Origin of the sequence: Streptomyces sp. NBC_00435, assembly GCF_036014235.1 — a bacterium.
In the GTDB taxonomy this organism is placed as follows: domain Bacteria; phylum Actinomycetota; class Actinomycetes; order Streptomycetales; family Streptomycetaceae; genus Streptomyces.
The window spans coordinates 5,195,389-5,214,113 of record NZ_CP107924.1; the positions used below are offsets into that span (position 1 = coordinate 5,195,389).

The 18,725-nt window shown below is 71.2% G+C and carries 16 protein-coding genes; 8 read left to right on the forward strand and 8 right to left on the reverse strand.

Going from position 1 to position 18,725, the window contains the following annotated elements; all coding sequences use genetic code 11:
* Window positions 1–263: 263 nt before the first annotated feature.
* From OG389_RS23980 to OG389_RS23995, 4 genes are all read left to right on the forward strand, one after another.
* A complete protein-coding gene (locus OG389_RS23980) occupies window positions 264–1,592 on the forward strand; it encodes a glycosyltransferase (RefSeq protein WP_328300501.1) in 1,329 nt (442 codons plus the stop codon).
* A gap of 110 nt (window positions 1,593–1,702) precedes the next feature.
* On the forward strand, window positions 1,703–3,325 hold the full coding sequence (locus OG389_RS23985) for an ArnT family glycosyltransferase (RefSeq protein ID WP_443059450.1): 1,623 nt from the start codon (window positions 1,703–1,705) through the stop codon (window positions 3,323–3,325).
* A 6-nt stretch (window positions 3,326–3,331) separates the two neighbouring features.
* Window positions 3,332–4,537 (forward strand): glycosyltransferase family 2 protein, encoded by a 1,206-nt coding sequence (locus OG389_RS23990; protein ID WP_328300502.1) that lies wholly within the window; start codon window positions 3,332–3,334, stop codon window positions 4,535–4,537.
* Window positions 4,538–4,576: 39 nt separating this feature from the next.
* Window positions 4,577–6,997 (forward strand): galactose oxidase-like domain-containing protein, encoded by a 2,421-nt coding sequence (locus OG389_RS23995; protein ID WP_328300503.1) that lies wholly within the window; start codon window positions 4,577–4,579, stop codon window positions 6,995–6,997.
* 52 nt (window positions 6,998–7,049) lie between these two features.
* On the opposite strand, the gene trhA is transcribed toward OG389_RS23995, so the two are convergent.
* Window positions 7,050–7,736, reverse strand: coding sequence for a PAQR family membrane homeostasis protein TrhA (gene trhA, locus OG389_RS24000; protein WP_328300504.1), 687 nt, complete (start codon window positions 7,734–7,736; stop codon window positions 7,050–7,052).
* 219 nt (window positions 7,737–7,955) lie between these two features.
* Here trhA and OG389_RS24005 point away from each other — a divergent pair, with 219 nt between their 5' ends.
* A complete protein-coding gene (locus tag OG389_RS24005; RefSeq protein WP_328300505.1) occupies window positions 7,956–9,797 on the forward strand; it encodes a phosphoenolpyruvate carboxykinase (GTP) in 1,842 nt (613 codons plus the stop codon).
* A gap of 67 nt (window positions 9,798–9,864) precedes the next feature.
* On the opposite strand, the gene OG389_RS24010 is transcribed toward OG389_RS24005, so the two are convergent.
* From OG389_RS24010 to OG389_RS24025, 4 genes are read right to left on the reverse strand one after another with little or no spacing between them, the layout of a single operon-like run.
* The gene (locus OG389_RS24010; RefSeq protein WP_328300506.1) at window positions 9,865–10,470 is read right to left on the reverse strand and encodes a hypothetical protein; all 606 of its coding nucleotides are present in this window, start codon (window positions 10,468–10,470) and stop codon (window positions 9,865–9,867) included.
* The gene (locus OG389_RS24015) at window positions 10,457–12,076 is read right to left on the reverse strand and encodes a substrate-binding and vWA domain-containing protein (protein ID WP_328300507.1); all 1,620 of its coding nucleotides are present in this window, start codon (window positions 12,074–12,076) and stop codon (window positions 10,457–10,459) included. The genes OG389_RS24010 and OG389_RS24015 overlap by 14 nt, the downstream gene beginning before the upstream one ends.
* Complete coding sequence (locus tag OG389_RS24020; RefSeq protein ID WP_328300508.1) at window positions 12,073–13,263, reverse strand: toxic anion resistance protein; 1,191 nt, start codon at window positions 13,261–13,263, stop codon at window positions 12,073–12,075. Before OG389_RS24020 ends, OG389_RS24015 begins: the two co-directional genes overlap by 4 nt.
* A 13-nt stretch (window positions 13,264–13,276) precedes the next feature.
* Window positions 13,277–14,365, reverse strand: a complete 1,089-nt coding sequence (locus tag OG389_RS24025) for a hypothetical protein (protein WP_328300509.1) — start codon at window positions 14,363–14,365, stop codon at window positions 13,277–13,279.
* A 143-nt stretch (window positions 14,366–14,508) separates the two neighbouring features.
* On the opposite strand from OG389_RS24025, the gene OG389_RS24030 reads away from it, so the two are divergent.
* Window positions 14,509–14,958 carry a hypothetical protein gene (locus tag OG389_RS24030; protein WP_328300511.1) on the forward strand — a complete coding sequence of 150 codons (450 nt, stop codon included), beginning with the start codon at window positions 14,509–14,511 and terminating at the stop codon, window positions 14,956–14,958.
* A 137-nt stretch (window positions 14,959–15,095) separates the two neighbouring features.
* Here OG389_RS24030 and OG389_RS24035 read toward each other — a convergent pair whose 3' ends face one another.
* Window positions 15,096–15,494: an SCO4983 family protein gene (locus OG389_RS24035; RefSeq protein ID WP_328300512.1), complete on the reverse strand. Its 399-nt coding sequence runs from the start codon at window positions 15,492–15,494 to the stop codon at window positions 15,096–15,098.
* A 155-nt stretch (window positions 15,495–15,649) separates the two neighbouring features.
* Here OG389_RS24035 and OG389_RS24040 point away from each other — a divergent pair, with 155 nt between their 5' ends.
* Complete coding sequence (locus OG389_RS24040; protein WP_328300513.1) at window positions 15,650–16,804, forward strand: polyprenyl synthetase family protein; 1,155 nt, start codon at window positions 15,650–15,652, stop codon at window positions 16,802–16,804.
* A 23-nt stretch (window positions 16,805–16,827) separates the two neighbouring features.
* Here OG389_RS24040 and OG389_RS24045 read toward each other — a convergent pair whose 3' ends face one another.
* Window positions 16,828–18,039 carry a pyridoxal phosphate-dependent aminotransferase gene (locus tag OG389_RS24045; RefSeq protein ID WP_328300514.1) on the reverse strand — a complete coding sequence of 404 codons (1,212 nt, stop codon included), beginning with the start codon at window positions 18,037–18,039 and terminating at the stop codon, window positions 16,828–16,830.
* Between the two features lie 223 nt (window positions 18,040–18,262).
* Between OG389_RS24045 and OG389_RS24050 the strand changes: the two genes are divergently transcribed.
* Complete coding sequence (locus OG389_RS24050; RefSeq protein WP_328300515.1) at window positions 18,263–18,394, forward strand: hypothetical protein; 132 nt, start codon at window positions 18,263–18,265, stop codon at window positions 18,392–18,394.
* A 118-nt stretch (window positions 18,395–18,512) separates the two neighbouring features.
* Here OG389_RS24050 and OG389_RS24055 read toward each other — a convergent pair whose 3' ends face one another.
* Window positions 18,513–18,725, reverse strand: coding sequence for a DeoR family transcriptional regulator (locus tag OG389_RS24055; protein WP_328300516.1), 213 nt, complete (start codon window positions 18,723–18,725; stop codon window positions 18,513–18,515).

Here is an 18,725-nt window from a genome sequence, read left to right on the forward strand (position 1 = left end):
GTAGCGTCAATTCCGGTTGCCTGAGCGAGAGTTCGGAAACGTGGTTTTTATCCGGGCAACGCCTCGATGTCATGTTCGCTGCCTAATCTCGTGACTTCGGGAGTCACCGATCGCGCACCGGGGGTTGCGCACGCAGGGGGGAATCGGGGGCGGGGCGAGGGCGGCGGGCAGGGGAGCCCGTCGCGCATCCGCCCGCCCCCGGGGATTCGACGAACGCCGCCTGGGGTTGCGGCATGTCTGTGGGGGACAGTTTGTTCATATCCATGTTCATTTGTGCCGTGTCACTCGCGCTCTTCTGGATGGCCGCGTTCACGCTCTGGTGGCAGATGCACGCGTGGAGGACGCCCGAGACCCTGGCCTCGACCCGGTTCGACCGCCCCGACGGCGGCGGCCGGCTGGCCTTCTCGCTGCTCCTGCCCGCCCGCCACGAGCAGGCGGTCCTGGAGCACACCATCGAGCGGCTCCTGGAATCGAGCCACCGCGACTACGAGATCATCGTGATCGTCGGCCACGACGACCCCGGGACCGCGGAGGTGGCCGAGCGGGCCGCCGCCCGTGCGCCCGGTCTCGTACGCGTCATCACCGACCACAACGAGGTCAAGAACAAGCCGAAGGCCCTCAACACCGCCCTCCCGCACTGCCGGGGCGACATCGTCGGGGTCTTCGACGCCGAGGACCAGGTCCACCCCGAGCTGCTCTCCCACGTGGACCACGCCTTCCGCGCCACCGGCGCCGACGTGGTGCAGGGCGGGGTCCAGCTCATCAACTTCCACTCCAGCTGGTACAGCCTGCGCAACTGCCTGGAGTACTTCTTCTGGTTCCGCTCCCGCCTGCACCTGCACGCCGAGAAGGGCTTCATCCCGCTCGGCGGCAACACCGTCTTCGTGCGGACCGAGGTGCTGCGCGAGGCCGGTGGCTGGGACCCGAACTGCCTCGCCGAGGACTGCGACCTGGGCGTGCGGCTGTCCTCCGCGGGCAAGAAGGTGGTGGTTGCCTACGACTCCGACATGGTGACCCGTGAGGAGACCCCGGGCTCGCTGGTGAGCCTGCTCAAGCAGCGCACCCGCTGGAACCAGGGCTTCCTCCAGGTGTACCGGAAGAAGGACTGGCAGCGGCTGCCCGGCCGCGGCCAGCGCTGGCTGGCCCGCTACACGCTCATGACCCCGTTCATGCAGGCCACTTCGGGGGTCGTCATCCCGGTCAACTTCGCCGTCGCCGTCCTCCTCGACGTCCCCGTCGGCATCGCGATCGTCACCTTCCTGCCGATGATCACCGCGATGGTCACCTTCGTGTTCGAGGTCGTCGGCCTCCACGACTTCGGCCGTCAGTACGGGATGCGCGTGCGCTTCACGCACTACGCCAAGCTCGTGGCCGGCGGCCCGTTCTACCAGGTGATGCTGGCCGGCGCCGCGATCCGCGCGGTCTGGCGCGAGCAGCGCGGACGGAGCGACTGGGAGCTGACCAGTCACACCGGGGCGCACCTCGCGGGGGCGCTCGCGTCAGCCGCGACCGGGAGGGACTCCGCCGTCGGCGGCCCTGCCCCGACCCACGTTTCCGCGTCCGTCACGAGCCGAGAGGACAGTCACCAGTGACCACCACCGTGCCCACGGCCACTGATCCGGAGCCCCAGCCGGCCGCCACCGACCCGAGCGCGACCCCGGAAACGACCCCGGCCCCGACCGCGATCCTGACACCGGCCCCGGTGCGGATCCCCGCCCAGCGCCGAGGCGCCGCGGACACCGCGTCGACCCTCCCGGCCCGGCGCGGCGGACCGGTCCGGTTCCGCTCCTCGCGCCCCGACCTGCTGCTCTGCGGGGCACTGCTGCTCGCGATCGTCCTCGTACAGGGCTGGAACATCACCAACTTCCCGACGCTCAGCGACGACGAGGGCACCTACCTCGCTCAGGCGTGGGCCGTCCAGCAGGGCCGGGGCCTGGCCCACTACACGTACTGGTACGACCATCCCCCGCTCGGCTGGATCCAGATCGCGGGCCTGACCTACCTGCCGTCCCTCTTCGTGCCCGACTCGATGACCGTGGCGCCCATGCGGTTCTCGATGCTCGCGGTCTCCGCCGCCAGTGCCGTCCTGCTGTACGTGCTCGCGCGCCGGCTCCGGCTGCCGCGCTGGGCGGCGGGGCTGGCCATGGGCCTGTTCGGGCTCTCCCCGCTCTCCGTCGTACTGCAGCGGGAGATCTTCCTCGACAACATCGCCGTGATGTGGATGCTGCTGGCGTTCTGCCTCGCGGCGTCCCCCAGCCGCCACCTGTGGCACCACTTCGCCTCGGGACTGGCGGCCGCCACCGCGGTTCTGACGAAGGAGACGATGCTGGTGGTGCTCCCGGCGCTGCTGGTGACGATGTGGCGCCACAGCCACCGGGACACCCGTAAGTTCGCCGTCACCGGGGCCGTCACCGCCTGCGCGCTCATCGGGCTCACGTATCCGCTGTACGCGCTGCTCAACGCCGAGCTGCTGCCCGGCTCCGGCCACGTCTCCCTCGTCGACGGCATCACCTACCAGATGGGCCGCGCCGGCTCCGGGTTCATCCTCGACCCCGGCTCCGGTTCGCACGGGGTCTTCGAATCCTGGCTGTACTACGACACCGTGCTGCCGCTCGGCGGACTGGCCGGAGCGGTCCTGCTCCTGACCACCACGCGCTGGTCGGTCACCGCCCGTGCCCTCGCCGGCCCCGCGCTGGCCGCCGTCATCCTCGGCCTCGTCGCGCTGCGGCCCTCCGGCTACCTCCCCGCGATGTACGTGATCCAGGCGCTGCCGTTCCTGGCACTGGTCCTGGCCGGGGGCGCGGCCAGCGTCACACACGCCGTGCTGCGCCGCCGCCGCGCGCCGGGGGAGCGGCGGGTGCTCGCGTACGGGCGCTGGGCGCTGGTCGGCGTCCTCGCCGCCGCGGCGGCGGCGTACGTGCTCCCGCGCTGGTACGACGGCAACCGCACGGCGCTCACGGTCGACGCGAACGCCCCGTACCGGCAGGCCGCGGCCTGGCTCGGGCGCGAGGTGCCCGACCCCGCCTCGACCCGGGTCCTGGTCGACGACGCGCTGTGGCTGGACGCCGTGCACCACGGGTTCGCGCCCGGGCCGGGTGCCATCTGGTTCTACAAGGCCGACCTCGACCCGGCCGTCACCAAGACCCTGCCGCGCGGCTGGCAGGACATCGACTACGTGGTCTCCTCGCCCACCGTCCGCCGCGACGCGGTGACGCTGCCCAATGTGAAGGCGGCGTTGGAGCATTCGACGCCGGTGGCCGTCTTCGGCGAGGGCGAGGACCGCATCGAGATCCGCCGGACCGACCGTGTCGCCAACGGGAGCTGACCCGCCATGAGCGAAGACCTGCGGACCCCGCACGCCCCGGTTGATCCGGAGGTCGAGCCTCCGGTGGTGCTCGAGCGGCCCGGGGCGGCGCCCGCCCCGGGCAGCGTCACCCTCATCATCCCGACCTTCAACGAGGCCGGGAACATCGCCGAACTGCTCGGCCGGCTGGCTGCCGCACTGCCCGCGCACCTGCCCTGCGAGGTGCTGTTCGTCGACGATTCCACGGACGACACCCCGGCCGTCATCGAGCGGGCCGCCCCGCGGTTCGCCTTCCCGGTGGCGGTCCTGCACCGCGAGAGCCCGGGGGGAGGGCTCGGCGGGGCTGTCGTCGAGGGGATCGGGCGGGCGGACACCGACTGGATCGTCGTCATGGACGCCGACCTCCAGCACCCGCCGCACCTGGTCCCCGAACTCCTCGGCGAGGGCGCACGCACCGGCGCGGACCTGGTCGTCGCCTCCCGCTACATCGCGGGCGGCAGCCGGGCCGGGCTCGCCGGGGGCTACCGGATCGCCGTCTCGCGCGGGGCCACCTGGCTGGCCAAGGGGCTGTTCCCGCGCGCCCTGCGGGGGATCAGCGACCCGATGAGCGGTTTCTTCGCGATGCGCCGCCAGGCGGTCACGGGCGGGAGCGGGACGCTGAAACCGCTGGGCTACAAGATCCTGCTGGAGCTGGCCGTGCGCTGCCGGCCCGCGCGCGTGGCGGAGGTGCCCTTCGTCTTCCAGGACCGTTTCTCCGGGGAGTCCAAGTCCACCGCCCGCGAGGGCCTGCGCTTCCTCGCGCACCTCGCCGCGCTCCGGTCGGCGACCCCGCTGGCCCGCATGATCGGCTTCGGTCTCATCGGGCTCTCGGGCTTCGTCCCGAACCTGGCCGCGCTGTGGCTGCTCACGCACACCGGCCTGAACTACCTCCTCGCCGAGGTGGTGGCGAACCAGGCCGGCGTGGTGTGGAACTTCCTGCTCATCGAGAGCCTGCTGTTCCGCGACCGGCGCCGCCACCGCCACTGGGCGGACCGGATCGGGCGCTTCACGGTGCTGGCCAACGCCGATCTGCTGCTGCGGATCCCGCTGATCGCGGTGTTCGTCGGCAGCTGGGGTCTCGGCGTACTGGCCGCGACGGCGCTCGCGCTGGTCACCACCTTCGTCCTGCGGTTCGCGGCGACGGAAGCACTCGTCTACCTCCCGCGCAAGGCAGGCCGTAGCGACCCGGGTTGAGCCGCACCACTGGGTCCTGACACCGAAAGGAACGTCCGTATGGATGGGAAGATCCGGCGCAGGGCAAGGTGGCGGGCCGCCCTGCTCGCCGTCGGGGCGATGACCGCGGGCCTGCTGCTGAGCGCACCGCAGCAGGCCTCGGGAGCGCCCAATCTGCTGAGCAACCCCGGGTTCGAGACCGCGGGTGGGCCCGGCGCCGACATGCCGTCCTGCTGGGAGCGGTCCGGCTGGGGCGACAACGACTTCAGCTTCACCACCGTCGCGGACGCGCACTCCGGGAGCAGGGCGATGAAGGTCGCGCTGACCCGCCGGGTCAGTGGCGACCGCAAGGCGATGGTCACCGAGAGCCCGGCCTGCGCGCCCACCGTCACGCCGGGCAAGCAGTACGACCTGTCGGCCTGGTACAAGTCCGACACCCCGGACGTGTCGGTGACGGTGTTCCGGCACGACGCCACGGGCGGCTGGCAGTACTGGACCGACCTGGCGAACCCGCCGGTCAGCGCGGGCTGGTCGCGCACGCAGGTCCGTACGCCCGCCGTCCCGCCCGGCACCGACAAGATCACGTGGGGGCTGTCCGTCTACGGGGCCGGGGTCCTGACCAGTGACGACTACGTGGTGGAGGAGGTCGGCGCGGTCCCGTCGCAGCCCACCTGCACGGGTACGGCGCAGGAGTGCGCGAAGGGCAAGTGGGAGGTGATCCCCGCCAAGAACCCGGTGCGCTCGATGCACGCGGTGGTGCTGAAGAACGGCAAGGTGCTGCTGATCGCCGGTTCGGGCAACGACATCGCCCAGTTCAACGCGGGCACCTTCACCTCGGCCGTCTACGACCCGGCGAACGGCTCGTTCAGGACGATCCCGACGCCCGTGGACATGTTCTGCTCCGGGCACGTCCAGCTGTCCGACGGTCGGGTGCTGGTGATGAGCGGCAACAAGGGCTATCCGTCCGCCGACGGCACGATCGGCTACCAGGGCCTCAAGGACTCGTACCTCTTCGATCCGGTGACCGAGAAGTACACGAGGACGAACGACATGAACGGCGGGCACTGGTACCCGTCGGCGACCGTCCTCGGCAACGGCGACGTGATCTCCTTCGGCGGTCTGAAGGAGGACTCGACGGGCAACGTGACCGCGGAGAAGTTCTCGGCGGCGCAGGGCAAGTGGCTGCCGTTGAACGAGGTCAACCAGACGTGGTCGTACTGGGGCCTGTACCCGTCGATGATCCTCATGCAGGACGGCAGGCTCTTCTACACGGGCAGCCACACCTTCGGCAACGGTACCCAGGGCAGCGGCGCGTCCGTCTACGACTACAACGCCAACACGATCACGGACGTGCCCGGGCTGCGCAGGAAGGACGAGCGCGACGAGTCGGCGAGCGTGCTGCTGCCCCCGGCGCAGGACCAGCGGGTGCTGACGATCGGCGGCGGCAACAACGAGACCAACCCGGCGGCGAACCGGATCACCGACCTGATCGACCTCAAGGCGGCGAACCCGGCCTACACGGCGGGCCCGGACCTCCCCCAGGGCCTGGTCGACACGGGCGCGGGCAAGCGCCCGCAGACCGGGGCCGAGGGCAAGATGTACGCGTCGGCCGTGCTGCTGCCGGACGGCAAGGTGCTGGAGACCGGCGGCGGGCTGCACGACCGCGCCGACCCGGTCTACGAGGCCTCGTTCTTCGACCCGGTGACCAGCACCTACCAGGCCGGGCTGCCCGCCGACCCGATTCCGCGCACCTACCACTCCGCCGGGTTCCTGCTGCCCGACGGGCGGGTCATGACGGTTGGCGACAACCCGGGCAACGGCACGTACAACAACAACGTGTCGATCTACACCCCGCCGTACCTCTTCAAGGGGGCGCGCCCCCAGCTCACCTCGGTCATCGACACGGACTGGGTGTACGGGGACACGCAGCGGATCACCGTCAACCGGCCGATCGTCAAGGCGGAGCTGATCCGTCCGGCGGCGGTCACCCACTCGTCGGACCCCAACCAGCGCTTCGTGGACCTGCCGATGTCGGTGGTCAACGGGACGACCATCGACCTGAACGTCACCACCAACCCCAACCTGGCGCCGCCCGGCTGGTACATGCTCTTCGGGGTCGACGCGGCCGGTGTCCCGTCCCTGGCGACCTGGGTCCACCTCGGCGGCGCGCCCTCGGTCGCGGCGGCGGCGCAGGCCCCGACGGCGCACGTGCACGATTTCGCGGACGCCCCGCAGGCGGCCCCGAAGCCGAATCAGGCCCCCCGCGACTCGGCGCCGGTGGCCCCGTCCGTGGCCGGCTGCGACCGGCACTACGGCACGGTCAACGTGTGCGTGCCGACCCGCTTCCCGGCGGAGGTGAAGGCGACGGCGAAGGCCCGCTGCGACTGGCTTGCCGCCCACCGCTTCCCGCCCCGCCTGAAGGTCAACGGCAGCGACCCGCTCCGCCTGGACCCGGACGGCGACGGCTACGCCTGCACGTGAGCCTCGCCCCGGACCGGGGCCCCGCCGCTCGGGCGGCGGGGCCCCGCACCGCCTAGTGCGAGTACGCGGCCAGGGAGATGCCGACGTAGTGGGCCACGAAGGCGGCCAGGGTCAGGGAGTGGAAGACCTCGTGGAAGCCGAAGAAGCGGGGGGAGGGGTTCGGGCGCTTCATGCCGTAGATGACGCCGCCGACGCTGTAGAGGAGGCCGCCGACGATGACGAGGACCAGGACGGCGATCCCGCCGGTCCGCATGAAGTCGGGGAGGAAGAAGACCGCCGCCCAGCCCATGGCGATGTAGCACGGGGTGTACAGCCAGCGCGGGGCGCCGACCCAGAAGACCCGGAAGGCGATGCCGGCCGTGGCCGCGATCCAGACCGCCCACAGCAGGGTCCGCCCGGTCGAGTCGGGCAGGAGCAGCACGGTCAGCGGCGTGTACGTGCCCGCGATGATGAGGAAGATGTTGGCGTGGTCGAGCCGCCGCAGTACGGCCTCGCCGCGCGGGCCCCACGTACCGCGGTGGTAGACGGCGCTGACCCCGAAGAGGAGGCAAGCGGTGAGGATGTACACCCCGCAGGCCACCCGGGCCCGCGTCGAGTCGGTGAAGGCCATCAGGACGAGTCCGGCGATCACGACGGCGGGGAACATGCCGGTGTGCAGCCAGCCGCGCATGAGCGGCTTGGCCTCCTGATCGGCGGGTTCGTCCACCTGAGCGGCCACGGCAGCGGCGTCAGAAGTCATACCGGCCATGCTACCTACGGTTCCGTAGGTTTCCGTTAGTGCGCTTTACGGAAGATTGACCGGAGTGGCGATGCTCACGTGAGAGGCCCCCTGGACATATGCACACACGCACCGGATGATCAGATGAGTGCGGTCGACACCGGATGAGCGGAGCGCGAAGCGTCCGGGTCGCGGCCCCCACGGGGCAACACCTGTCAAACCCCTCAACAAGGAGCGATCGTGGCGCGCGACATCGCGGCTGGCACCACTTCCGACGTCCCCACCAAGCACCAGGAGCTCGTTTCCTGGGTCGGTGACATCGCAGCCCTCACCCAGCCTGACCGCATCGTCTGGTGTGACGGCTCGGAGGCCGAGTACGAGGCCCTCTGCGAGGAGCTCGTCTCCAAGGGCACCTTCAAGAAGCTGGACCCGGCCAAGCGCCCGAACTCGTACTACGCGGCCTCCGACCCCTCCGACGTCGCGCGCGTCGAGGACCGGACCTTCATCTGCTCCGAGAAGGAGGAGGACGCGGGCCCGACCAACCACTGGAAGGCCCCGGCCGAGATGAAGGAGCTCTTCGCCGGCAAGGGCGAGGAGGGCGGCATCTTCCGCGGCTCCATGAAGGGCCGCACGATGTACGTCGTCCCCTTCTGCATGGGCCCCCTGGGCTCCGAGCTCTCCGCCATCGGCGTCGAGATCACCGACTCCGCCTACGTCGCGGTCGCCATGCGCACCATGACCCGCATGGGCAAGCCCGTCCTCGACGAGCTCGGCACCGACGGATTCTTCGTCAAGGCCGTCCACACCCTCGGCGCTCCGCTCGCCGAGGGCGAGGCCGACGTGCCGTGGCCCTGCAACACCACCAAGTACATCTCGCACTTCCCCGAGACCCGCGAGATCTGGTCCTACGGATCGGGCTACGGCGGCAACGCCCTGCTCGGCAAGAAGTGCTACGCCCTGCGCATCGCGTCCGTCATGGCCCGCGACGAGGGCTGGCTCGCCGAGCACATGCTGATCCTCAAGCTCACCCCGCCGCAGGGGGAGTCGAAGTACATCGCCGCCGCGTTCCCGAGCGCCTGCGGCAAGACGAACCTGGCCATGCTGGAGCCCACGATCCCCGGCTGGACGGTCGAGACCGTCGGTGACGACATCGCCTGGATGCGCTTCGGCGAGGACGGCCGCCTGTACGCGATCAACCCCGAGGCCGGCTTCTTCGGCGTCGCGCCCGGCACCGGCGAGCACACCAACGCCAACGCCATGAAGACGATGTACGCCAACACCGTCTTCACCAACGTCGCGCTCACCCCCGACGGCTCCGACGTGTGGTGGGAGGGCATGACCGAGGAGGCGCCCGCGCGCCTCATCGACTGGAAGGGCAACGACTGGACCCCGGAGAGCGACACCCCGGCGGCCCACCCCAACGCCCGCTTCGCCGTGCCCGCCTCGCAGTGCCCGACGATCGCCGCCGAGTGGGAGGACCCCAAGGGCGTCCCGATCTCCGCGATCCTCTTCGGCGGCCGCCGCGCCTCCGCCGTGCCGCTGGTCACCGAGTCCTTCGACTGGAACCACGGCGTCTTCATCGGCTCGAACATCGCCTCCGAGAAGACCGCCGCCGCCGAGGGCAAGGTCGGCGAGCTGCGCCGCGACCCCTTCGCCATGCTGCCGTTCTGCGGCTACAACATGGGCGACTACATGGGCCACTGGGTCGACGTGGCCAAGGGCAAGGACCAGTCCAAGCTCCCGAAGATCTACTACGTGAACTGGTTCCGCAAGAACGACGCGGGCAAGTTCGTGTGGCCGGGCTTCGGCGAGAACAGCCGCGTCCTGAAGTGGATCGTCGAGCGCCTCGACGGCTCCGCCGAGGGCGTGGAGACCCCGATCGGCATCCTGCCGACCGTCGCCTCCCTGGACACCGACGGCCTGGACCTGCCCGCCGCCGACCTGGAGTTCCTGCTCACGGTCGACAAGGAGGTCTGGCGCGACGAGGCCTCGCTCGTCCCGGCGCACCTGAACACCTACGGCGAGCACACGCCCAAGGAGCTGTGGGACCAGTACGAGGCGCTCGTCGAGCGCCTGGGCTGAGCCCCGGCACATCCGAACTCCTGCGGCCGGCTGTCCCCGGCCACAGGCTGACGCGGGATTCCCCGACCTAGGATTCCCTGCGACCTTCCAAATAGGTCGTGTGCGTCTGCTGACGGCGGGCCTCCGTTTCACGGAGGTCCGCCGTCCGGCGTTCCGCCTCCTCGCGCAGCAGCGTCAGCTGCCGCTCCAGGTGGCGCTCCGGCGATTCACCGCCCGGCGTGAGCCGGGTCCACCAGCGGGTCCGGTTGTACGTGTCCACGCACTCGGGCACATCCGTGCGGATGGCCCGCGTCAGCGCGTGCACCGCCTCCGGGTCCGTGGCCAGTACGCCGGCCACCCACCCCGGCTCCAGCATCGCCGCGTACAGCTCCAGCAGCCCGGCCAGGACCTCGGCGGGCTCCGCCGGCAGGTCCACCTCGGCCACGTACTCCCGCAGCCGCGCGAAGTCCGCCCGTACGAAGCCCAGTTCCTCGGCAGGCTCCGGGGGCCTGGGGGGTTCGGGCAGGTCGGGCGGGGCGATGAGCGCCCCCGACGCGTACAGCCCGGCGACCACGACGGGCCAGTACGTGCCGGCCACCCCGGTGAGGGTCAGGACCAGCCCGGCCACCCCGCAGGCGCTGCCGGCCAGGTTCTTCTTCGACTCGAGGTACGCGAGGGCCCTACTGGTAGCCACGGATCTCCTCGAAGGCGCCGTCCAGCGAACCGTTGCCGTCAGTGGCGTCGAAGAGCCGCCCGCCGGTCAGTTCGGTGATGTGGCCGAGCTCCTTGCGGTCCGAGTCGCCGAACAGCACCGCGAAGACCGGCGTGTGCTTCTGCGCCTCGGGCAGCCCCGCGTAGAAGGTGTCGAAGTCCTTCACCTTGTCGCCGCTCTGCCCGTCCGTCATCAGCACGATCGAGGTGAACGCCTCCGCGTTGCCCTGCCCCAGGTGCTGGTACGCGGCCTTCAGGCTGCCGTACACCGCCGTGCCGCCCTCCGGCTGCAGCGACTTCACGTCACCGCGGATCGCGTCCAGGGCGGGTCCGGGGTTGCCCGGCTCGACCACGTGCGTCAGTACCTTCTTCACCTTGTCGCCGAAGGGCAGGAGCGTCACCTCCTCGCGGTCGCGGAACCGCTGTCCGGTTCCCGAGGTGCCGGTCCCCGTCAGCTCGGTGAGCGCCGCCTTCAGCCGACCGATCCGGTCCTCCTCGGACATCGAGCCCGAGGTGTCCAGGACGTACACCGTGCGCGAGGGCCGGCGCAGCTCGTTCTCGTAGCTGGCCAGCAGCCCGTCCGCGACCGAGCGGGTGCCCGGGAACGGCAGCTCGCGCCGCTTGTCCGTGTTCAGCCCGGCCGCCGGGGTGACCCCCGCCGCCACGGGCCGCCGGAAGGTCTTCTCGGTGATCGCCTTCTGGGCTTCGGGGCCGCGCAGGTACTCGGTCAGCGCCCGGCCCGACTCGCGGGCCCCGGCCGGGGCCGAGGTCAGCAGGGTCAGCGGGTAGTGGGCGGTGACCACCCCGTCCAGCGGCCGGATCACCGTCAGGTCCGTCTTCGCGTCCCGGTTCATGGACAGCAGCACCGACTCGTAGTTCACCAGCGCGTCCACGTCCCCGCGCTTGGTGTACGCCGCCGCCAGCCAGCCCGAGGAGCCCGAGGTCAGCTTCTGCCCGGTGAAGAACTCCTTCAGCTTCGGCTGCGCCTTCGCCACGTCCGCGTCGGTCAGCGCCGCCTGGGCGCCCGAGAGCCCGGAGGCCACCGAGACCAGCGCCGAGAAACCCGAGTTGGAGCGCACCGGATCGGTCATCCCGTACGTCAGCTTCCCGGCGGCGACGGCCTCGTGGACCGCCGACCAGGTGACCTGCTCGGGCTTCCAGCCGAGCCGGGCCAGCGCCGCGGGCTTCACGCCGATCGCGACCGGCGAGGACATCACCGGGGTCTCGCTCGACAGCTTCCCGGCGGCCTCGGGCCGCAGCCGCAGGTAGTCGTTGGAGGAGAGCCAGACGGCGTCGTACTTCCCGTCCGCCCTGCCGGAGGCGATCTGCTCGACCGCGTCGAGGGTGCCCGACACGGTCAGCTCCACGCCGACCCCGGTGGCGGCCTTCGCCGCCTTCAGCACCTCGTCCATGTCGGACAGCTCGCTGGAGGCCAGCACGCGCAGCCTGCCCTCCTGGTACACCGACCGCTTCGACTCCGGCTCGGGACGGTCCGGATTCTCCATGCACGCACTGGCCCCGAGCAGGGTGGCGGCCAGCGCCACCGCCGCGGCCAGCCGTCTGCGCATCACAGCGCTCCGCAGGCTCATCGGTCGCCGCCTTCCAGGGGGCTCGCGGTACGGGTGCGCGCCAGGTACGCCGAGGCGCTCTGCAGTTCACCGGTCAGGGATTCCACGGTGGCCGCCATGTTCTCGGTGGCCTGCACCTTGAAGGTGTCGATCGCGTCCAGCGTCTTGTAGATCTGGGCGAAGGCGGTGCGCAGCGTCTCCGCGCCCACCGCCGGATCGGCGGCGATCCGCTGGATCTCCCCGCTCTGCGAGGCCAGCATCTGCGCGTTGCCCCGGATCAGGTTCTCGGTGGTGTCGCGCAGGGTGTTGATCTGCTCCGTCACCCTCGTCTGGTTGTCGATCGCCGCGGCCAGCATCACGGCGATCCGCAGCGCGGACACGGTGGTGGTCGCGGCCCGGTCGACTCCCTTGATCAGCTCGTCGTTGTTGCGGCGGACCACGTCCATCGCCAGGTAGCCCTGCGCGCAGACGGCCAGTTGGGTCAGCAGGTCCTGGTGCTTCTGGCGCACCGGGAAGAGCACGTCCACCCGCAGCGCGTCGGCCTGCCGGGGGTCGTCCTGGCCGGCGATGCGCTGCTCGACGGCCGCGTCCAGGGCCTCGGTGAGCACCGCGTACTCCTGGAGCTTGCCCATGGTCTCCCACAGGCGGGCGCGTTCGGTATGCAGGGCGGCGTTGTCGCGGCGCAGTTCGTCCTGGCCGCCGCGCAGGGCGCCGACGATCCGGTTGAGGGTGGTCTGCGAGGAGGCGTACTTGGCCACGTGGTCCTGGAACCTGGTGCCGCCGGGCAGCTTGGAGAGCAGCCTGCGCATCCCCTTGGCCGGGGTGTCGCGCGGATCCAGGTCCTCGACCGTGCGCCGCAGTTCGACCAGCGAGGTCGCGACGCGGGCCTGGGCGTCGCCGCCGCCGTCGGAGCCGAGGGAGCGCACGGCCCGCTCCAGCATCCGGTTGGACTGCTGGGAGGCGCCCCGGATGTCGGCGGCGCCGAGGCCGGAGATCTCCCCGATGCGGTTCGCGAACTCGGGGGAGCGGCTGTCGATGCCGGCCAGCGAGCCGACGTACTCCCCGGCCCGGCGGGCCATCTCCTCACGCACCCCGTCCTGCACCGGTACGAGGCCCGCGGCCTGATCCCGCTTGACGGGGGCGACGGGTTCGGGAGCGGTGAGGACGAGCGGTGCGTCCGTGCTGTCGTCGGGTCGTGTCAGTGACATGGTGTGGGTCCCCCTATCCCTTGGCGCGCGCGGCCAGCGCCATCAGGACCTTGACGGTCGGTGCGCCGACCTGGCGGATGCCGGTCAGCCCCGGGTTGAGGTACGCGGCGTGCGGCGCGGTGGCGGCGGTGAACTCGGCCACCCCCTCCTGCGGCCGGAACCCGTGGCGGATCGCGAGCGCGCGCAGCTTCGGGTCGGTGGCCAGCAGGCTGCCGAGCTCCCTGGCCCGCTCGCTGATCGGTACGAAGGTGTGCGGGGAGTTGACGGTGGTGTCCGGGTAGAGCACCACCATGCTTCCGACGTCGCCCGTCACCTGCTTCTGCAGCAGCAGGCTGGCCACCTGGGACTCGTAGGCGAGGATGAGCGGCTCGCCGCTGCCGCTGATGAAGGAGCGGAAGGGGTCGTCGGTGCTCTGTTCCAGGGCGCCCTGTACGGAGATCAGCTTGCGCATCAGGGGCGCGGTCCGCTCGATACCGGCGTCGTCCGAGACGACGGTGGCGTTGTTGGCGACGTTCGAGGTGGTCGCGAGGAAGAGCGCGCCGGAGTTGGAGGTGGACGGGTCGGTGGTCTTGACGAACACCGTGCCGGCCAGCTCGGGGTAGGCGGTGGTGCCGCCCTGGAGCTGCTGCCACGTCCTGTCCTCGGCGGCGGCCTTCAGGAAGGGGCCGAGGAGGAGCGTGCCGGAGTTCTTGCCGTTCATCTTCACGAGGCCGCGGTCGGCGAGGACCTTGGCGGCGTTCGCCCGGGCGACGACGACGAGCGGGGAGAAGAAGGGCTTGGTGTTCTGGGCGCCCTTCACCCCGGCCGCCGCCTCGATCTCCCCGGCGGGTTCACTGCTGCTGGGGAAGGCGAAGTCGAATTCCTTCAGGGCGAGTTGGTCCATCGCCCAGGAGCCCGAGGTCTCCGTCTTCACGGTGTAGCCCTTGTCCGCAAGGGCCTTGGTCACGTCGGGGTCGCGGAAGAACTCGGACTTCTCCGAACCGATGACGCCACGCACGGTCTTCGTTGCCGTGCCCTCCGGCTTCGTTCCTCCGAGGGCGATGGCGGCTATCACGCCGCCGATCAGGAGGACCGCCAGGGCGATTCCTAGGATGCGTCTCACGGGTGCAGCGTGCTCGCGGAAACCCACATTCCGCGCTGAGTTGAATGAACGTCAGGTGACGAGGCGGTCCCACTTCGAAATGCTGTGTGGGCCCGCGGGTGCTGGTGAGCGGGGCGGAGGGCCGGGAGGATCGTGCCATGGGCGTGAGCGCGTTGAAGTGGCAGGGCTGGCTGGTCGCCCTGGTGTTCGTGGCGGGGCTGCTGGTCTTCGCCCCGCTGGGGCTGTACGTGTGGGCCGGCGGCGTCCCGCCCGCGCGTCCGGCCGGGGCCGCGCGGGACGACGTACGGATCACCGACTGCCGAATCGATCCGGCGAGCCGCCGCGTGACGGCCACGGTCGAGGCGGTGAACCGCTTCCTGATGCCGGGGGCGTACGTGGTCACGGTGGAGTTCCGCGAACAGCCGGCGCCACCGACGGCGACCCCGTCGGCCCCGGTGGCCCGCGGTCCGCAGACCTTGATGAGGATCCCGGGTCTCCCCCCGGCGGCGACCGAGCGCGGCGGGGCCCTCGGCCCCGTCTGGCCCCCGGCGACGATCCCCTGGTGCGGCATCGCGGCGGCGGAGTTCACCCCGACCCCCCGCGCGGGCCCGTGATGCCCAGGTCCCCCGGCGCGGCCCGGGGCGCTCTTCCGGCCCGTCGGGCAGATGGCGGCAGCTGGGCGGGCTGGGGGTTCAGGTCCCGCAGTGCATGGCACCCGGTCCGGAGCCTCCGCGGCCCCGGACCGGGGCCGTCAGTGGGCGCCGGCGAAGTCGAGCGCGGCGGCGTGCGCGTCCATGCGCTCGGCGGCGAGGATCGCGACCGTGGTGTCGGCGCGGGACGCGGCGACGAGCAGGGCGCGGGCGGCGAGGTCGTGGGCCCGGCGGTGCAGCGAGGCGACGTCCTCGGCATCGTGCCCGTCGCCGCGCCCATGGGGCGCGCGGGCGGGCTGCGAGCCGCGCAGCCGGGTCACCTGGGCGGCGATCTCGGCGGCGGCATCGTCGAGGCCGAGCTCGTCGGTGACGGTGAGGAGCGCGGCGAGGTGGCCACCGAGCTGGATGTCCAGGGCTTCCGAGCGGCTGCTGCGGGGGTAGTCGCTGCGGTGGACGCCTATGCGGGGGTCGACCGCCTTGGTGCGAATCGGCTCGTACATGAGGGCCTCCTGCGTGGTCAGGAGACCATCCTACATTGGATTAGTTCTAAAGTTGAGCTGAATCTTGTTCCTGCGCGTCGGCGTGAACCCGTCTTGTCGTACCCGGGCGCAACGATCATCATTTTGTCCTCGGATGATGCTCGAGAACGTGTGGAGTGACTGCGACGGTGGACGTGTCGGGCGTGGAGACGGTGGTACGGGGCGACGCGGCCCTGCTCGAGGAGGACCTGGCGGCCTTCCTCGGCTCGCTGGTCACCGCGGGGGCCGGCCCGGGTGCTCAGGCGTCCGTGTACGACGCGGCGCTGCTGCGCTCCCTGTACGCCCCGGTCGCCGACGCCGTCGGATCCAAGGTGGGCCAGGAGGCGCTGGCGCCCGCCGCCGGGGCGCCCGTAGGCCGGGCCCCGCTGCGCCCCTCGATGGTGTACTGGGCCTACCGCAACTACCGGGGGTTCCCCGGCGGGGCGGGCGAGGAGGCCGACCCGGCGGACCTGGCGGCGGTCCGCCGCGCGGCCGTGGCGGTGCGCGTCCTGCTGAAGGCCGCCGTCGCGATCGACGACATCCAGGACGGCAGCGGCATGCGCTACGGCGAGGCCGCGCTCCACGTCGCCCACGGGGTGCCGCTCGCCCTCAACACCGGGACCCTGCTGATCACGGCGGCCCTGGAGCACGCGGCCGAGCCCGCCGTCGTACGGAGCCTGTTGCGGGCGGTCGGCCAGGGCCTCACCGGCCAGGCCGTCGACATCTCCACCCGCACCTCCCGCACCCGCGCCGAGCTGATGGCCGCGCCCCGCGGCGAGCGGGTGGAGTTCTGGGAGTCGATGGCCGCGCTCAAGACGGGAACCCTGTTCCGGATGCCACTGGACGCGGCGGTGGCGGCCCTGGGCGTCGTGGAGGAGGAGCGGTGCACCCTGGACGGGGCGATGCGCGGACTCGGACTGGCCAGCCAGCTGTTCAACGACCTGGCCGGCTTCGTGCCGGAACTCGGCTTCGCCCGTACCCATGAGGACTTCGACCAGCTGAGCAACCGGGTCTTCCTCGAACTGCTCGACTCCGCCCCCGCCGCTCAGCGGGCGTCGGGCGAGCTGGCGGGCGAGCGGCTGAAGGCGTTCGTGCTCGGCCACCGGGACCTGCGGGAGACGCTCGTGTCGCTCGCGGCGGAAGCGGTCGCGCTCAAGCGCGCGGCGAAGGCGGCGGTGCACTCCGTGTGCCGCTCCGAGCTCAGCGCGAGGTACTTCGACGTGACGATCGAGCGCAAGGGGTACCTCATCGACCGTCTGTACCGGGCGGTCCTGGAGCGGACCGGCGGCTGACGGCCGCGGTCCGCTCCACCGGCCTACGGCTGGCTGTAGCCGTCGAGGAAGTTCCCGATCCGGGTGACCGCGTCGGCCAGGTCCTTCGCGTTCGGCAGGGTCACGATCCGGAAGTGGTCGGGCTCGGGCCAGTTGAAGCCCGTACCGTGCACGACCATGATCTTTTCCTCGCGCAGCAGGTCGAGGACCATCTGCCGGTCGTCCTTGATCTTGTAGACCGACGGGTCCAGCTTCGGGAAGAGGTACAGCGCGCCCTTGGGCTTCACGCAGGTGATGCCCGGGATCCGCGTCAGCAGGTCGTACGCCGTGTCGCGCTGCTCCAGGATCCGCCCGCCGGGCAGGACCAGGTCGTTGATCGACTGGCGTCCGCCGAGCGCGGTGGCGATGGCGTGCTGGGAGGGCATGTTGGCGCAGAGCCGCATGTTCGCCAGGATCGTCAGGCCCTCGATGTACGAGGAGGCGTGCTTCTTGGGCCCGCACACCGCCATCCAGCCGGAGCGGTAACCGGCGACGCGGTAGTTCTTGGAGAGCCCGTTGAAGGTCAGGGTCAGCAGGTCCGGCGCGATGGCGGCGGTGTTCGTGTGCGTGGCGCCGTCGTAGAGGATCCGGTCGTAGATCTCGTCCGAGCACACGATCAGGTTGTGGCGGCGGGCGATGTCCGTCAGCCCGCGCAGCATCTCGTCGTCGTAGACGGCGCCGGTCGGGTTGTTCGGGTTGATGATCACGATCGCGCGGGTGCGGTCGGTGACCTTGCGCTCGATGTCGGCGAGGTCGGGCATCCAGTCGGACTGCTCGTCGCAGCGGTAGTGCACGGCGGTGCCGCCGGCCAGCGAGACGGAGGCGGTCCACAGCGGGTAGTCCGGCGCCGGCACGAGGACCTCGTCGCCGTCGTCGAGCAGCGCCTGCATGGACATCTGGATCAGCTCGGAGACGCCGTTGCCGATGTAGACGTCCTCGACGTCCAGGTCGATGCCCTTGGTCTGGTAGTGCTGCATCACCGCGCGGCGCGCCGAGAGCAGCCCCTTCGCGTCCCCGTAGCCGTGGGCGGTGCCCAGGTTGCGGAGGATGTCCTCAAGGATCTCCGGCGGGCACTCGAAGCCGAAGGCCGCGGGGTTGCCGGTGTTGAGCTTGAGGATGCGATGACCTGCCGCTTCGAGCCGCATCGCCTCTTCGAGGACGGGTCCGCGGATCTCGTAGCAGACATTGGCGAGTTTCGTTGACTGGATCACCTGCATGACGGGAGCTTACGGGTCCGGATGCGGGAGCGCTCCGGTATTCGACCCGGAGGAGAGGGGTGGATCCCGGACCGATATGTCCCCTTTCGCGCGAAGCGCGGGTACGAGCGCCACAGTCCCTTGGAAACCGGGGCCGGTCCGCCGCTCCGGCCTGCGGAACGAGTGGCGTCGGAGGAAGGGGCCGGACCGGTGTTGCGCTCGTCACCCCGCCGTGATCGATGCGGTGTTCTCGACCCCGGGCGACGAGGCCCAGGCGATGGTCCCGGTCCCGGCCGCGGCCGCGGTGACGGTCCTGGCCGCCGCCTGCCCGGTCACGGAGCGCGTGGCGTGCCGGAGGCTGCTCGCGGGGGTCTGAGCTCCTCGGCGACCGCGCGGGAACGCGAATGCGGAAAGGGGCGGGGCGCCACCGTCGGTCGATGGCGCCCCGCCCCTGCTCCCGGGGTGATGCTCGGGGCCGTCAGGCCGTCAGGCCGTCAGGCCGTCGAGGTCGCGCCGGAGCGGATCCGGCGGATCCGGCCCTGGGCGTCCAGGTGCTGGAGGTCCCGGTGGATCGTCATCCGGCTGACGCCCAGCTCCTGTACGAGGTCCGCGACCCGGACGTGGCCCCTGGCCCGTGCCACGCAGGCGATCAGCTCCCGGCGCTCCTCGCGATCCATTCCCCGGCCGGGAGTGCGCTGCGCGGACAC

Excerpts from the sequence above, each read along its gene's own strand:
- OG389_RS23980 (WP_328300501.1), top strand. The coding sequence starts at position 264 with ATGTTCATTTGTGCCGTGTCACTCGCGCTCTTCTGGATGGCCGCGTTC.
- OG389_RS23990 (WP_328300502.1), top strand. The coding sequence starts at position 3,332 with ATGAGCGAAGACCTGCGGACCCCGCACGCCCCGGTTGATCCGGAGGTC.
- OG389_RS23995 (WP_328300503.1), top strand. The coding sequence starts at position 4,577 with ATGGATGGGAAGATCCGGCGCAGGGCAAGGTGGCGGGCCGCCCTGCTC.
- trhA (WP_328300504.1), bottom strand. The coding sequence starts at position 7,736 with ATGACTTCTGACGCCGCTGCCGTGGCCGCTCAGGTGGACGAACCCGCC.
- OG389_RS24015 (WP_328300507.1), bottom strand. The coding sequence starts at position 12,076 with ATGAGCCTGCGGAGCGCTGTGATGCGCAGACGGCTGGCCGCGGCGGTG.
- OG389_RS24020 (WP_328300508.1), bottom strand. The coding sequence starts at position 13,263 with ATGTCACTGACACGACCCGACGACAGCACGGACGCACCGCTCGTCCTC.
- OG389_RS24035 (WP_328300512.1), bottom strand. The coding sequence starts at position 15,494 with ATGTACGAGCCGATTCGCACCAAGGCGGTCGACCCCCGCATAGGCGTC.
- OG389_RS24045 (WP_328300514.1), bottom strand. The coding sequence starts at position 18,039 with ATGCAGGTGATCCAGTCAACGAAACTCGCCAATGTCTGCTACGAGATC.